Origin of the sequence: Candidatus Stoquefichus sp. SB1, assembly GCF_001244545.1 — a bacterium.
GTDB lineage: Bacteria > Bacillota_I > Bacilli_A > Erysipelotrichales > Coprobacillaceae > Stoquefichus.
In genome coordinates this window covers 564408-581260 of the sequence record NZ_LN852696.1, presented here as the reverse complement: position 1 = coordinate 581260, position 16853 = coordinate 564408, and the positions used below count along the sequence as shown (strand labels likewise).

At 31.4% G+C, this 16853-nt stretch carries 15 protein-coding genes; 5 read left to right on the top strand and 10 right to left on the bottom strand.

The genetic code is table 11. The annotated features are described in order from the left end of the window. Window positions 1-41: 41 nt before the first annotated feature. The 6 genes from BN1865_RS15255 to BN1865_RS15230 all read right to left on the bottom strand — a co-directional run bounded on the left by BN1865_RS15255 (window position 42) and on the right by BN1865_RS15230 (window position 6087). Window positions 42-2288: an ABC transporter permease gene (locus BN1865_RS15255; protein ID WP_050638119.1), complete on the bottom strand. Its 2247-nt coding sequence runs from the start codon at window positions 2286-2288 to the stop codon at window positions 42-44. A 9-nt stretch (window positions 2289-2297) separates the two neighbouring features. Beyond that, window positions 2298-2996, bottom strand: coding sequence for an ABC transporter ATP-binding protein (locus tag BN1865_RS15250; RefSeq protein ID WP_050638118.1), 699 nt, complete (start codon window positions 2994-2996; stop codon window positions 2298-2300). 66 nt (window positions 2997-3062) lie between these two features. Then, window positions 3063-3683, bottom strand: a complete 621-nt coding sequence (locus BN1865_RS15245; protein WP_050638117.1) for a TetR/AcrR family transcriptional regulator — start codon at window positions 3681-3683, stop codon at window positions 3063-3065. A gap of 90 nt (window positions 3684-3773) precedes the next feature. Next, a complete protein-coding gene (locus tag BN1865_RS19030; RefSeq protein WP_050638116.1) occupies window positions 3774-4610 on the bottom strand; it encodes a GNAT family N-acetyltransferase in 837 nt (278 codons plus the stop codon). Between the two features lie 79 nt (window positions 4611-4689). Next, on the bottom strand, window positions 4690-5472 hold the full coding sequence (locus BN1865_RS15235) for an SDR family NAD(P)-dependent oxidoreductase (protein WP_050638115.1): 783 nt from the start codon (window positions 5470-5472) through the stop codon (window positions 4690-4692). Between the two features lie 15 nt (window positions 5473-5487). Next, window positions 5488-6087 (bottom strand): TetR/AcrR family transcriptional regulator, encoded by a 600-nt coding sequence (locus BN1865_RS15230; protein WP_050638114.1) that lies wholly within the window; start codon window positions 6085-6087, stop codon window positions 5488-5490. Window positions 6088-6249: 162 nt separating this feature from the next. Here BN1865_RS15230 and BN1865_RS15225 point away from each other — a divergent pair, with 162 nt between their 5' ends. From BN1865_RS15225 to BN1865_RS15205, 5 genes are all read left to right on the top strand, one after another. Further along, window positions 6250-7620: an MATE family efflux transporter gene (locus BN1865_RS15225; RefSeq protein ID WP_050638113.1), complete on the top strand. Its 1371-nt coding sequence runs from the start codon at window positions 6250-6252 to the stop codon at window positions 7618-7620. Then, on the top strand, window positions 7617-9104 hold the full coding sequence (locus BN1865_RS15220) for a carboxypeptidase M32 (protein ID WP_050638112.1): 1488 nt from the start codon (window positions 7617-7619) through the stop codon (window positions 9102-9104). The genes BN1865_RS15225 and BN1865_RS15220 overlap by 4 nt, the downstream gene beginning before the upstream one ends. Before the next feature lie 75 nt (window positions 9105-9179). Further along, window positions 9180-10019, top strand: coding sequence for a MurR/RpiR family transcriptional regulator (locus BN1865_RS15215; RefSeq protein ID WP_050638111.1), 840 nt, complete (start codon window positions 9180-9182; stop codon window positions 10017-10019). 141 nt (window positions 10020-10160) lie between these two features. After that, window positions 10161-11141: a Gfo/Idh/MocA family protein gene (locus tag BN1865_RS15210; RefSeq protein ID WP_050638110.1), complete on the top strand. Its 981-nt coding sequence runs from the start codon at window positions 10161-10163 to the stop codon at window positions 11139-11141. Next, complete coding sequence (locus tag BN1865_RS15205) at window positions 11131-12159, top strand: Gfo/Idh/MocA family oxidoreductase (RefSeq protein ID WP_255351772.1); 1029 nt, start codon at window positions 11131-11133, stop codon at window positions 12157-12159. Before BN1865_RS15210 ends, BN1865_RS15205 begins: the two co-directional genes overlap by 11 nt. A gap of 55 nt (window positions 12160-12214) precedes the next feature. Here BN1865_RS15205 and BN1865_RS15200 read toward each other — a convergent pair whose 3' ends face one another. From BN1865_RS15200 to pfkB, 4 genes are all read right to left on the bottom strand, one after another. Then, window positions 12215-14101, bottom strand: coding sequence for a fructose-bisphosphatase class III (locus BN1865_RS15200; RefSeq protein ID WP_050638109.1), 1887 nt, complete (start codon window positions 14099-14101; stop codon window positions 12215-12217). Between the two features lie 63 nt (window positions 14102-14164). Then, window positions 14165-15046, bottom strand: a complete 882-nt coding sequence (locus BN1865_RS15195; protein WP_050638108.1) for an aldose 1-epimerase family protein — start codon at window positions 15044-15046, stop codon at window positions 14165-14167. 11 nt (window positions 15047-15057) lie between these two features. After that, window positions 15058-15909, bottom strand: a complete 852-nt coding sequence (gene fba / locus BN1865_RS15190) for a class II fructose-1,6-bisphosphate aldolase (protein ID WP_050638107.1) — start codon at window positions 15907-15909, stop codon at window positions 15058-15060. Further along, window positions 15900-16853, bottom strand: a complete 954-nt coding sequence (gene pfkB / locus BN1865_RS15185; RefSeq protein WP_050638106.1) for a 1-phosphofructokinase — start codon at window positions 16851-16853, stop codon at window positions 15900-15902. The genes fba and pfkB overlap by 10 nt, the downstream gene beginning before the upstream one ends.

Below are 16853 nucleotides of genomic sequence, written 5' to 3'. Positions count from 1 at the left end.
TTTCAAAAAGAAAAATATTGCAAAAAGAATAACACATCGTGTTATTCCATATCTTTTAATGACTCACCTAAATTCACTCTTTCAATTTGTTTTGTTAAAATATAATTGACAATAAAATAAGTCAATAATCCTACAATAAATACCAGTCCATACAATTCATAAGGAATATAAGCTTCTATATAACCTGAAAATTGCATAAATGCAAATAATAACAATTGATTTAAACCAATGCTACATAATGGTATCGAAACTATTAAAGAAATGACGACAATAAAGGTTGTCGCCTGTAAATAGAGTTTTTTAATTTCTTTATTTTCATATCCCATCACTTTTAAAAATGACATATAAAGTGTATTACGATCTAATACCAATTTTGTCAATATATAGATAACCACAAAATAAACAACTAAAGAAACGCTTGTCATAATAGGAATCAATTGTGCAAAGGTTGTTGTCATCTGTTCACCAATTTTTATCATATCGTCTTTTGTTATTGTTGATAAAATATACATATCATCAATATCCAATTTTTGGTCTGAAAGATAAGCATTAAAATAATCATGATCTTCTGCTAAAAGTTTATTACACAATTCTTGTGATGTGAAGGCTGCAAGCATTCCTCTATCTTCATTCATACCATCAACAATCAAATCATAATTTTTTTCTGTATAAGGATTCGTGAAACGAATCATATCACCCTTTTGAACATTCATTTTATGTGCTAAATCATAGCTCAAAATTATATGATTCTCTTGAGTTGGCAAATCCATTTGATAATATTGACTATCCTCACTTAATCCATAAAGTGTTACATCCAAATTCAAATCGCCTTGTTGATAATAGGTTTTTAAAGTGGTCATTGTTGCCTTTTCCGCATTTTTAATTTCCAATGGAGCCTTTAAAATATATTGATAATGAGCATGAATACTTTTTTCCATATGATCAAGATATCGATTGATTGACGGTGTCATCATAAAACCAAACAGAAAGATGAAACTGGCAAAAAAGATACCTAAAAACAACATAACATATGTTCCTTTATTTTGGATAATAATACGTTTTTGAAAACGTTTTATAAACGATTTCTCTTTTAAATGAATATATTTTCGTTTTTTATATTTACGTAAATCACGTCTTAAAAAGCGTAAAGGTGAAATACGCATTTTATAATTTAATATCAGATACAAAACAACCATCATAAAAATAAAAGGAATGAAAGTTGTTGAGATAAATGCTTCCTTCATAAAATGAATATCTAATGGTGGTAAGCAATAACTATTCTTATACATATCCATAAACAATGGTGGAAATAGTGTATATCCTATAATATTCCCAATAATAGATGCAATTATTGTTATGATCATAGGTAATAACATATAGTGATGAACGATTTCTCTTTTGGTATATCCATTAGATAATAATGTTCCTATAACTGGAGCTTGTTCTTCAATAATTGTCTGACTAATCACCACAAAAATAAATGCCAGAATAACAACCATAATATAAAGTAATGTTTGAATCATGGGAATATCACTTCCCATATCATTAGGAAGAAACGAAATACATTGGTTCATCTCAGATGTTAACATCTGTGTAATCTGATAACCATTTTGCTGACAAATATCTTTCAGTTTGGTTAACTGATCATAATTTTGTTTTTCACTAAGTGGTGATGTATTGATATAACTATATTGATAATTGATATTGAACTCACTATATTTATCAAAACTTTTATCATCTACAATTCCAATTCCAAAATGAATAGGATCCATCATTAAATCACTGCTTTTCTCAATTAAGGAACTATAATCAGGAACAGATATCAATCCTACAATGGTCACACTATAATGATTAATGCGAATTGTTGTTCCAATTTCATAGTTATTCTTGACTGCAAAAAGTCTATCTAGTGCTATTTCATGATTATTTTTTGGTAAACGACCACTATGCACTGTTGCTTGATTGACATAGTCACGATTTTTAAATAAGCGAAGTGTTGTCTCATCATTTATTTCTTGTTGACTGTAGAAATTTTCATAGAGTTGTAAAGATTTTTCTTCAATTTCATGAATTGTTTTTTGATTGATTTTATTTGTAACAGTCAATTGTCCATCTTCAACATGACTAGATATCTGATTATCTTTTAAAACATCTTGATATCCGTAAGCAACTGTTAAAAAGCCTGAAACAGCACTAATCATTACAATCAAAATAATCATAATTGATAAATATCTTGCTATATTTTGTTTAAACTCTTTTTTAAGAGCCTTATTAAGTGGATTTCTCATCATTCTCACCTACCATTCAATATCTTTCGCTGCCATAGGATGAGGATTTACCTGAATATCAATGATTTGACCATCTTTTAAATATATAACCCGATGAGCCATCTTAGCAATTGCATCATTATGTGTCACAATAAGAATTGTTGTCCCATAATCTTGATGCATTCTTTCCAAAAGTTGCAAAATATCTTTTGATGTATAATAATCTAAAGCTCCGGTAGGTTCATCACACAATAAGAGACTTGGATTTTTTGCGAGTGCACGTCCAATTGCAGTCCTTTGTTGTTGCCCACCTGATAGCTGATTAGGATATTTATTTTTATGTTCCTCTAATCCTAATTTTTGCAAAAGTTCTTGAACATCAATCGGAGAAGAACTTAAATAAGCTCCAGATTCAATATTTTCTTTAACAGTTAAATTAGGAACAAGATGATAGGATTGAAAAATAAATCCCAATGTTTTTCGACGATAGTGTCCCAACTCTTTTGAAGACATCACAGTTAAATCCTGTTGACCAACGAAAAGATTTCCTTCATCAATCTCTTCAATTCCACCAATTAAATTTAATAATGTTGACTTTCCTGAACCAGAAGGTCCTAACAAAACACATATCTCACCTTTTTCAATTGAACATTGAATCCCTTTTAAAACCATCATGCGACTTTCACCTTGACCATAAAACTTTTTAATATCTTTCATATCTAAATACATTCAAACCCCTCCTATCATATTTTGAATAACATAACAGTGTTATGTTATGTTGAAAAAGAAAAGGAATTACTTCCTTTGTAATGCTTCTTGCATCAGTGCATTAAATCCACCTCTTAAAAAAGTCACAACAATTTCTATTTGTGCAAGTGCTTTTTCTTCACTAAAATCATGAGATAAAACATGCAAGAATGCTTCGACTTGTAAATGAGACAACCAATGCATAGTACATTCATTAAAAACTGACTGGCTTATTCCTGTCAAATGACTTATCACTTTACGGTTATGTTCTTCTAAAAAATCAATAATCTGGTCAAAGTAATGCTCATACGGTGTTCCTTGTGAACAATGAATCAATAGTTGTCCAATATCCTGATGAGCATAATAAGCAGAAATTAACTGTTGTCCAAATGCAATATCAAAATCCTTTTCATATTGAAAAGTCTGTTGATACATTTGATCTTCTTGAGTTGTATGATTCTTTAACATTTCCATCATTTCAGATGCAAAATCATGAACTAATGTCTCATAAAGATCGGCTTTATCTTTAAAGAAAAAATAAAGTGCACCTGTTGTCACACCTGCTTCTTTACATATGTGACGAAGTGATGCTTTTTGATAACCACATTCTAAAAATTCAGTTTTTGCACATGCTAGTAACTTTTCTCTTGTATCATCTTTATGAACCATAGTTCCCACCTCACATAACACTGTTATCTTATCATTAACAGTATCTTGTGTCAAGGACATCCATAGACTTTAAAATATTTCATATAATCATTATAAATTCTCTTCAACAGGATACTTCATTTTATTTTTAAGCATCTTTGAACAAATCATCTTTTTCACATCAACATCAAAAAACTGAGCCAATTGAAAACTATAAATCATGACATCCGCCAATTCCTCATAAACATGTTCCTGATCATATTCATCATCCCATTGAAAACATTCCAATAATTCTGCTGCTTCAATAATAATTGATTTAGCTAGATTATCTGCTGTATGATATTTATGCCAATCACGTTCTGTCACAAAATCATCTACCACTTTTTCAATCATTTCTAATTGATCATGTGGCTTTTTCAAATTATATTCAAACATTTCACTATAATCTATACCAGCACTTTGACGATGTAAATCAGCAATACCTGTAAAATAAAAACCATGTTTCTGATATAAATTTCTTGCTGGTAAATTCCCCTGCGTTAAATCTAAACGTAAAGCTAAACAGTTTTGTTGTCTTGCAAGATACTTGATTTTTTGAATCATAATTCCTGCATATCCTTTTCCTTTCAATCTAGGATCAATCGCAAGCGTATGAACAACCATAACTTCATCTTCTTTTGCAGCAACTTGCCAATCTACATTTTCATATCCTAAATCTTGATCATGATTTAAAATAACTGAACCAATGATTGTTTGATTTTCCTTTAAAACATAGAGTTCTTTTTTATCCATTGCTTCTTGAGCAGATTCTTCAGTTGGATAAATTCCTCGAGGCCAGCGAGGATAGTTTATTGTTTGACTCAAATCTTCATGAATTCTTGAATAAATCATCCCAACTTCATAAAGATCATCATTTTCTGCCTGTATGAATTCTAATTCTTTTCTCATTCTTAAACCCTCTTTTCAAGAGTTCATTATACAATATAATAGAGAAAAATCAATCATCTCACTTATCGACACTCTACTTTTAATCCTCTTTAAACTTACGCAGTGAATACATCCACTGCTTGATAATCCAATGTCTTGGCAAAAACTTAACAATATAATAAAGACAGTGGACATATAAGGAACAAATTGATAAATCTTTTCCCTTCTTAGCATCTTTCATCGCCTTTTGAACAACTTGAAGAGGACTCACAAGACCAGGAAATTTCACTGGTTTGCCATTAATTTCTCGCATTAGCATTTTTGTATCAACCCAACTTGGACAAACAGCAGTGACAGTGATTCCTGTTGACTTTAATTCTTCACTCAGTGCTAAGGAATAACTTTTTTCAAAAGCTTTAGTAGAAGCATAGAGATTGATATATGGAACAGGTTGAAACGCTGAAGCAGAAGAAATATTCAATATTTTACTGCCTTTTTTCATAAACGGAATACAATAATGACTTAATATAACAGGAACTTGGCAATTCAATTGAATTGTTTGTTCTATTTCCTCATCACTAAAATGAAGAGATGGCTTCATTTGTGCAATTCCTGCATTATTAATGAGATATGCAACCCAAACCTTACGTTGATTCAGTTGATCTTTTAAAGACAACAAATCCTGTGAATTCGTTAAATCCATACAAATACACACTATCTTTTGACCATATTGTTGTAAAATAGCAGCTAAACGTTCTTTATTTCTGCCAATCACCCAAATCTCATCAAGTTCTTCTTTCATAAGTTCATCAACAAAAGTTCTCCCAATTCCACCGCTTGCCCCTGTCACTATAGCAATTTTTTTACCAACATCTTCATTCATCTTTTTCTCCTTCTTTTACTCATCTTTTAACAATATACGTTCAAGATCCTTAACCGTAATCATTTCATATTTCGTTGTAAATAACTTTTTTAATGCATAAAGATAAACAACTCCCCAATAATAATCTGCCAATTTCATTGGTGACCCTTCAACGACAGTCTTTTCCTTTTGTCCTTGCTGTATCATTTTAGCAACATACTTATACAAATCAGACTGATAAGTTGTCTTTTGTGAAATATAATTATTTTCCTCAAACATCGCTTGTGTATTCAATGCAACTTTTGCTGCATAACTTTCATCTTCTTCTAATTTTTTCCATATCGATTTTGATAACTGATGTATTTTCTGTTTTGCTGATATTGGCAATAAAGTCAGAACTTTTAATTCCTGAATATCCTGCTTATTATGAATCAATGAAAAAATCTCATGAAACAATTCTTCTTTTGATTGAAAATAAACATAAATTGTTCCTTGAGCTATTCCAATATATTTTGATAAATCACTTATTTTTGTACCAGAAAAACCATTCTTAGCAAAATACAACATTGAATCATGTAAAATTCTAGAACGCATTTCCTCACGAATTTCCTGACATTTTTCAGGAGACTTAGGCATAGACACTCCTCCTTTTTTTGAATGAATAAATATTCATTCAAATTATATGACTTCTTCTCTCAATTGTCAATTGCATATGATTACACTTCAAACATAAAAACAAATGATAAATGAATTGACAATTTTTACTTTTCATTTATCATAACTATATGGGGTGAAATCATGAATAATCAGTTAACAAAAGGATCTATTACAAAATCACTATTATTGTTTTCTTTACCAATGATATTAGGAAATTTGTTACAACAATTTTATAATATAGCTGATACATTTATTGTTGGACAATACCTTGGTTCAAATGCTTTAGCTGCCGTGGGTTCCTCGTTTACAATCATGACTTTCTTAACTTCTATTATTTTAGGATTATGTATGGGAAGTGGAATTTTATTTTCTATGCTTTTTGGAGCAAAACAACATGATAAAATGAAAACAGCCTTTTTTGTTTCTTTTATTGGTATTGCAATCATGGCTATTATTCTCCAATTATTATGCTTACTGTTTATTCATCCTATCTTATCATTTCTCAATATCCCTTCAGATATTTATCAACAAACCTATGATTATTTATTCATTATCTTTTGGGGCTTCTTCTTTAGTTTTCTTTATAATTACTTTTCATCTGTACTGCGAGCTTTAGGTAATTCAAGAATTCCCTTGTTATTTCTTGCGATTGCAACACTTATTAATATTGTTTTAGATATTTTCTTCATTGTTCAGATGCACCTAGGTGTCAGTGGTGCAGCCATTGCGACAATTATTGCCCAGGCAATGAGTGGGACTGGAATAATGTTATATGTCTGCTTAACCCAAAAAGAACTTCTTCCCCAAAAACATCATTGTTATTTTGATCGTGATATTTTTATGAAAATAAGAGATTATTCACTTTTAACATGTATTCAGCAATCAGTTATGAACTTTGGAATTTTAATGATTCAAGGTTTAGTCAATAGTTTTGGCGTGATTACAATGTCAGCATTCGCAGCTGCTGTGAAAATAGATTCTTTTGCTTATATGCCTGTTCAAGATTTTGGTAATGCCTTTTCAACATTTATTGCCCAAAATAAAGGTGCCCATCTAGAAGATAGAATTCAAAAAGGACTCAAATCAGCTATTGTCATTTCCACAATTTTTTGTCTCATGATTTCATGTGGCGTGTTTGTTTTTGCAAAAGAACTGATGATGATTTTTATTCATCCACAAGAAGTCCAAATTATTCAACAGGGTATCCAGTATTTACAAATTGAAGGCATATGTTATTTAGGGATTGGTTGTTTATTTTTATTATATGGTTATTATCGTGGAGTTGGAAAACCTGGTATTTCTGTTATTTTAACAGTGATTTCTTTAGGAACAAGGGTTTTACTCGCCTATCTTTTTGCACCAACACTTGGAACTCTTGTGATTTGGTGGGCTATTCCTATTGGCTGGTTTCTAGCAGATATCACAGGTATTCTTTATGGCATCAAAAAAGAAAAATGGTTTCAAACACAACAAATTGAGAAGAATAAAATAATGGAAGGAGAAAACATATGAACTATCAAGATTTAGAAACATTCATTTTAAAACGTCAAGCACTTAGTCAAGCATTAACATTATTTTCATGGGATCAGGAAACAGAGGCACCTGAAGATTCAATGGAACAAACAACAACCTATGTTGGTATATTATCAAATGAACTCTTTCAACTGATTACCAATCCTCAAGTCCGCACACTCTTAACTGATTTAAGCCAGCAGGAATTACCAGTCCATCAAAAAGCAGTTGTCAGAGAATGGCTCAAAGATATTCAACGTCTTGAAAAAATTCCAGCCGAGAAATATCAAGCGCATCAGGAGCTCCTTATGCGTGCTCAGAATATTTGGCAAAAGGCCAAAAAAGAAAACAATTATGAATTATTTATGCCCTATTTACAACAGATTGTTGAAAACGAAAAAGAATTTGCAACTTATCGTCAAAAAGACAATGAAAAACTATATGATATTTTACTAAATGATTTTGAGCCTGGTTTCTTAAGTTCTCATCTAGATGAATTTTTTCAACAATTAAAGCAAGAGATTGTGCCATTATTGCAACGTATTCAAAATGCTCAATATACAGTTGACAATTCATTCAATACACAATCTTTTGATATCGCAAAACAAAAACAATTTAACCGTTGGCTGGCCCAATATGTTGGTTTTGATTTTCATAAAGGTGTCATTAAGGAAAGCGAACATCCATTTACAACCAATTTTCATAACAAGGATGTCCGCATTACAACCCATTATTATGAAAACAATTTAGAGAGTGCTATTTTTTCAACAATTCATGAAAGTGGTCATGCCATTTATGAAATGAATATTGCTGATGAGATTACAATGACTCCGATTGGTACAGGTGCATCTATGGGAATGCATGAATCACAATCGCGTTTTTATGAAAATGTGATTGGGCGTAGTCCACAGTTTTGGAAATCGATTTATCCAAAATTACAAGAAACATTCCCACAACAACTTAATGAAATTTCCTTTGAAAAATTTATCGAAGGGATTAATCGGGTTGAAACCAGTTTGATTCGTACTGAAGCAGATGAATTAACTTATGCTCTCCATATTATGGTCCGTTATGAACTTGAAAAGAAAATGTTTGAAGAAGATATTGATTTTCAAAAATTACCTGAACTTTGGAATCAACTCTATCAAGAATATTTAGGTGTGACTCCACCAAATGATAGTGAAGGTATTTTACAGGATATTCATTGGGCTGGTGGAGATTTTGGATATTTCCCAAGTTACGCAATTGGAAGTGCTGTTGCTGCCCAAATCTATGCTTACATGCAAAAACATACTGCTATTGATGAATGGATTGAAACAGGAAACTTTGAAGCACTCAAAAACTACTTGCGTGATCATCTTCATCAGTATGGTGCTATTTACAACACCAATGAACTCTTATTACAATTGACTCAAGAAACATTTAACCCTCAATATTACATTGATTATCTTAAAAATAAATATACACAACTCTATCACTTATAAGACCAGCTCATCTGGTCTTATCTTTATTATCACGCTTATTTTTGATATAATAAATAAACAAAGGATGTGACAAACATGACAATCTTAGAAAAACTTTATAAAAATGAAAACTTTACGCCAACAGAACATAGCATTATCCAATATCTTTTGGAAAATGTTCATTTGATTTCTGATATGACAATTCAACAGCTGGCACTTGTCACACATTCTTCAAATGCTGCCATCATTCGAATTTGTAAAAAGTTAGGTTATCGTGGCTATAAAGATTTTAAACTTGCGTTAGTCAGAGAATTAGAATCTTCTAAATTTATCAATCGTTCCATTAATTTTAGCACTCCTTTTTATCAGTCTGAAACAACACAAGATATTATCAATGATCTTTCTTCCCTCTATCGTGAAACCATCCAACTGATTCAAAGTCATTTGAATATATCAGATATTGAAAAAATCAGCCATACTATGATCAACAGTCAAAGAATTTTTATCTTTGCTTTTGGTGACTCACGTATTACTGCCATGAATTTTATCAACAAATTAATGAAAATCAACATTTACCCTATTTTAGCAACTGATAATTATGAAGAAATTGCAATGGCTTATAATATGACTACTCAAGATTGTGCCCTTTTTATTTCCTATACAGGTATGAATGAACGTTTTCTCTCTATTCAAAAAATTCTTAATCAAAAAAAGATTCCTATCATCACTTTAACTGCCAATGAAAGCAGTCCATTATTAAAGCAAAGTTTTATTTCTATTACGATTCCAAATATGGAAAACGATCATAAAATTGGCACTTTTTATTCACAGATTTCCTTTCAGTTTATTTTAACAATTCTTTATTCTCTTATCTATAAAGAAGATTATACCCAGCATCACCATCATAAAAAGATGATTGATGCCTCTTCACGATAATCATTTTGTACCAAAAGTACAAGAATTGAGACTTTCTTTATAAAATATTTGTACCATTTTTACAGAGTTATTCATAACTCTTTTTTTCTTGAGAAAAGGATGTAAAATAGATATTGATAAAGAAACAAAGGAGGGAATGAAATGAAACTCGGTATTTTAGGTACTGGCATGATTGTTAAAGATTTGCTGCCAATGATAGATCAATTGAAGATTGAACGAATTAAACTTTTAGGAACAAAAGAAACATTACAAGAAACAATTCATTTATGTGAACAGTATCATTTAGATGGTTATGAATTGGATTATGAAAACATGCTGCAAGATGATATTGATACAATCTATGTGGCTTTGCCAAATTTTTTGCATTATCATTTTGCAAAAAAAGCTTTGGAAAATGGCAAACATGTGATTATTGAAAAGCCTATAACAGCGAATCTCAATGAATTAAAAGAACTGATCACAATCGCAAAAGAAAAACAACTGTTTATAATGGAAGCAATGAATATCCACTATTTGCCGGCTTATCAGGCACTCAAGGAAAATATCACCAAAATTGGAAATCCAAAAATTATCAGCTTCAACTATAGTCAATACTCTTCACGTTATCATGCTTTTCAAGAAGGAAATATCTTACCCGCCTTTGATTATCATAAAGCAGGTGGAGCATTGATGGATTTAAATGTCTATAACATTCACGGAATTGTCGGTTTGTTTGGGAAACCTCTCTCTATCCATTATTTAGCAAATATGGAAAAAGGTATTGATACGAGTGGTATTCTAACACTGGACTATGGTCATTTTAAAGCTATCAGTATTGGTGCTAAAGATTGTCAGGCCCCTGTGATGTTAACATTGCAAGGTGATCAGGGTGTTATTCAAATCAATACGCCAATTAATCAATTGAAAGAATTGACATTCATTAACAATCAAAAAGAAGAAATAAAGATCAATAAGGATGAACAAAAACATCGTTTATATTATGAATTCAAAGAATTTATTCGCATGATTGATGAACATGATCAAAAGAAAGTCAATGACATGCTCAATATCAGTCTTATTGTCAGTGAAATCATGCAAGAAGCTAGACTTCAAGAAGGGATCGTGTTTGATAATGACAAATAAAATTTTAACTATTGGATATATTGGAAATGGAAAGAGCGCCAATCGCTACCATATGCCTTTTGTAATACAGAGAACTGATAAAATAAAAATTAAGAAAATCTTTACTTTAGATCATTCTAAGGATATTTGGGATGAAATCCCTGGTGTCATCTATACTGAGAGTCTTGATGATCTTTTGAATGATCCTGATGTTCAGGTCATTGTTATCTCTACTCCTTCTGCTTTTCATTATGATTATGCTAAGAAGGTTCTTCTCTCTGGTAAACATTGTGTTGTCGAGAAACCTTTCGCTGATACTTATCAGCAGGCTCAGGAAATCTTTGATTTGGCTAAGGAAAAAGGGCTGATTGTTCAATGCTATCAAAATCGTCGATTTGACAGTGATTTCCTCACTGTTCAAAAAGTCATTGAATCAGGTAAACTCGGTGATTTATTAGAACTGGAAATGCATTTTGATTACTATCGTCCTTACATTCCTGAATCAGTTCATGAATTCAGTTCCATCAATTCCTATCTTTATGGACATGGCTGTCATACCCTTGATCAAGTGATTTCTTATTTTGGAAAACCAGATCATATTCATTATGATGTCAGACAATTGTTAGGTGAAGGACGCATGAATGACTACTTTGATTTGGATTTGTACTATGGGACATTAAAAGTTTCAGTGAAATCAAGTTACTTTAGAGTGAAGGAAAGACCTAGCTTTGTAATTTATGGGAAAAAGGGAATGTTTGTGAAGGAGAAAAAAGATAAACAGGAAGAACACTTGAAATTATTCTATATGCCTTCTCATGATGACTTTGGTGTAGACTTGCCAGGTGAATATGGAACACTGACATATTATGATGAGAAAGGTTATCATGAAGAAAAGGTTGTTTCAGTGAATGGTGATTATGGACGTTACTATGATGCTTTATACGAAACAATTATCAATGGAAAAGAACCACTTGTCAAACCTGAACAAACACTTTTACAAATTGAGATACTCGAAAAAGGAATTGCCAATTTAAAATAAAACCAAAAAGAAAGATCATACTCCGTTATAAGAATATGATCTTTTTTTAATCAATTTAACTGATAATGCCTCTTTCATAAGCATATAATAAGACTCTTAAATGAAGCATTTGCTGAAACAATTCTTTTCCAATATCTGTATCTTTAACTAACATTCTATGATCATAATCTTCAATATCTTGAGATTGAGAATGAATATCACTATTTATCCTTAACACTCTTTGAATTCCTTTAAAAGGAGTATGTGATTTTAATTTCAATCCCTGTGAATGAGATATTAAAGTATATCCAGCAATTCCTGTTTCTTTTTGATATGTTTTACAAAAACCACCATCAATAATAATCACTTTTCCATTTGCTCGTAATGGTTTTTCATTACATTTGACTGGTGTATGTCCATTGATAATATGAGATGTTTTTTCATTCATATGAAACTCTTTTAAAATCTTTAGGCAATATTTCTCCTGATTATAAAAATAATAATAAGGATTACGCTGTTCTTCCCATGTCTTTTCATCATTGATAAAAAATCTTTCAAATGTTTTTAAGATTCTGCCAGAAAGCGGTGAATTAATACCACACCATAAATAGAACATAAAATCAATTGCATTGCTTTCTTTATGAAAGTATGCCTTTCTTGCTTGCTGATCACAAAAATCAAAAAGTTCCTTTCCCTTGTAATGATAACCATTAATCTCAATACCAATAAAATGACCTTCTTGATCCAATGGAACACAGCCATGATAAAGCAATGTATTATTGGTACATAAATACATACTTCCCTTTTGATAAAGAAACGAAACATGTTGATGAAGTTTCTCACTATGCATAAATTCTGATTTCAATTTTGTCATTATCATCTCTTCTTGTTCATTGCATTTGTAACAGCAATCTGCTTGAGAAATATTTTCTAAAGTGTATTTTTGATCTCCTAATAATATCTGATTATCCTTTATCAAATGAAGTTTTAATTGCTCATCCATCTGATATTCAGGATGCTTTAAAATCAATGCACCTTCGCTCTTTAATAAAATCACTGATATACATAAAAGCATGGCATCATAACAATCAAGATGTGGATATTTTTCTACTGCATATCTCTCTAATGCTCTTAAAGAAATAGCATAACTATTTTCTAAGAGTTCTTCATTATGATAATTTAAACAATTCCTGACAACCCTTGCAATACATGCTTCATTGCCACATACCGCACCCATCCAAAGAATATCATGATTTCCCCATTGAATATCTACATTATGATGTTTCATCAATAATTCTATAATTTTATCAGGTCTTGATCCACGATCATAAATATCTCCAATAATGTGTAAAGTATCAACCGCCAATCGTTTAATCACATCCGTCATAACAACAATAAAATCATCTGCCATATGAACAGAAATAATCGTCTCAATAATCTGTTGCTGATAATTCTTTTGACAAATACTATCATGATCTCTTTCATTAATGAGTTCCTCAATAATATATAAATACTCCTCTGGAATAGCTTTTCTGACTTTTGAACGTGTATACTTTAAAGATAGTTTCTTCATTAAAAAAATTAAATGATAAATATTGGTTTGATACCATTGTTTATTAAGCAAACCTTCAGTCTTGACCTTTTTGATTTTTTCATATGGATAATAAACTAAGGTTGCGAGTTCTTCCATTTCATACTTTGAAAGTTCTTTGTCAAAACAGAATTTAATTTTTTCCTTAATAACCCCAGAGCAATTATTCATAATATGCAAAAACGCATCATATTCACCATGTAAATCTGACATAAAGTGTTCAGTTCCTTTAGGTAAATTGAGTATCGACTCTAAATTAATAATTTCTGTACCAACATCTTTTATAGTTGGAAACTGTTTTGATAAAAGTTCATAATATTCCATATCTCTTTCATCAAATTGAACATGTTTGATTTCTTCTTGATAATCCATACAAGCACTCCTCTCAAAGAAAAAAGAAGATTTCTGTTTTTCACTTCCATCTTCTTCTCTCATTTAATCAATTTGTATTGAATATGAATACGTGTTTGTTCGTAAAGCTTTCACTATTTGAACATTTCTTTTTTCTTCAAATATATCACTTTCATTTAAACAAGTAGATAATCCTAACCATGGTTCAATCGCAATGAATGGACCATGATTTGGTGAAGACCATAGAATAAGATAAGGAAAATCATGATATTGAACTGTGACTTTATGAGAAGATTTATGTGATGCTAAAGTGACTTGACGAGATTGAATTTCATCAAAGATGATTGCATCTTTTTCAAAGAGAGCATGCGTTAAAGGAAGAATTTTTTGTTGATGTAATAAGGGAGTACGCTGCTGAGTATCAATGAGTCCTGTTTCTGTTATAGGTAGTGGAACAGAACAATTTTCTTCTTTTTCAAATTCTATATAGTAATCATTATAAGTTTCATCTTCTTGTAAAGGACAGTTAAATCCAGGATGTCCACCAATAAAGAATGGCATATCTTCATTTCCAAAGTTTTCAATGATATAGTTGACTTGAATTGTTTTTCCAGTTAATTTATATTCAATTAACAATTTAAAATGATATGGAAAGGCTTTGAATAATTCAGCATTTGTCATGATTGAAAAGACAATGCGATTCCATTCTTGGCCAACGTATTGAAAATCTAATTTTCTAACCAGGCCATGGCGTGGCATTTTTAATACCTTTCCATCTTTAGTGATTGCCTGATCATTTCTTAAACTACCACATATTGGGAAGAGAACTGGTGCTTGCCCACTCCAATAACGAGAATCACCTTGCCAAAGATATTCAATCCCTAAAGGGTTCTTGATTGATGTCAATGTGCCACCTACTGAATTAAAAGTCAGTGATAGAAATTCATTTTCTAAATAGTATTCCATAAGATCACCTTTTAGGCCTTTCCTTCACTACCACAAACCTTAATCTTATTCATAACATATTTCTTAACTTCTTCACGTCCTTGAGCATTATACTTTTTAGGATCAATTGTATCTGGTGCTGAATGTAAAATTTCATTGACGCCTTTAGAGAATGCAATACGTAAATCTGTGGCATAATTCACTTTACAAATACCACGTTGAATACATTCTTTCACAACTTCATCAGGCACTCCTGATGTTCCATGCAAAACAAGTGGAATAGAAACAACTTTTTTAATTTCACTTAATCTTTCAACATCAACCTTAGGAACTCCTTTATAAACACCATGAGCTGTTCCAATCGCAACGGCTAATGAATCAACACCCGTTTCCTTAACAAATTTAGCTGCTTCTTGAGGATCTGTATATGGGTTATTATCTCCGCCATCTAAATCATCTTCTTTTCCACCCACTTTTCCAAGTTCGGCTTCAACACAAACGCCTGATGGGTGACAAGCATCTACAACTGCTTTACTCACTTTTATATTCTCTTCAAATGTTTCATGTGATCCATCAATCATAATTGATGTATAGCCACTTCTTAATGCCTGCATAGCTAATTCAAAACTATTGCCATGATCTAAATGCATAACAACTGGAACATTTGCTTTTTGAGCAGCTGTTTTCACATTTGCATAAAAGTAATCTAAATCTGCATACTTAACAGTTGATGGTGTTGTCTGTAAAATAACTGGTGACTTTAATTCTTCAGCAGCCGCTACAACCGCCTGTACCATTTCCATATTTTCTACATTAAATGCTCCTATTGCATAACCACCCTTTTGAGCATCTAATAATAATTGTTTTGTTGTCACTAATGACATATATATTCCCCCTCTTCTATTTCTTTGATTTTCACTTGATTGAAAATAGATTCACATTGTTGCATTTCAAAACTTCCAGTTTCTGGTGAGAGTGCATTTGCTGTCGCAACAGCGACACTAAATGTTAATGCCTCTTTAGGTGGATATTTTCTTTGTAATGCAACTGCAAATGCTGCAACCATCGAATCACCACAACCTACTGTATTAACGGGCTGAATAACTGGTGGTCTGGCATGTAAAACCTGATTTTCCATAACTAAGATGGCCCCATCTGCACCTAATGAAACAACAACATATTGAATACCCATTTGAGCAATTTTTTGTGCATAATGAATGACTTCTTCAATCGTATTGATCTCCGTGTCAAATAACATTTCCATCTCTTCTTTATTAGGTTTAACCATTGTTGGTTTGGCTAATAAACCTTCTTTTAAATAAACCCCACTCGTATCTAAAATTACTTCTTTATTTTCATTTTTAACGATTTCAATCATCTTTTGATAAATGTCAGCTGATAATCCTTGTGGTACACTGCCTGAAAGAGTGACAATATCACTTTTTTTAACAATCTCCTGAAACAATTTGATATATTCTTTCTCCTCATCTTTTGTCACACAACAACCTGGTTCTAGATATTCAGTTGAACCATATTGAGGATCAAGAATATTAATGCAGCTTCTCGTTTCTCCTAAAACATGTCCAAATTCAAATGATATACCTTCTGCTTTTAATAACGATTCTAGATATTGCCCATTATATCCACCTACTAATCCTGTCGCCAAGACTTCTTCATGACATAATTGAACGACACGAGCAACATTTAAACCTTTACCACCTGCTGAATTTCGACATCGAGAAACTCTCATCACTTCACCATTTTTAATGGCCTTTTCCATATAATAAGCTTTATCAATCGATGCGTTAAGTGTCACTGTTGTAATCAT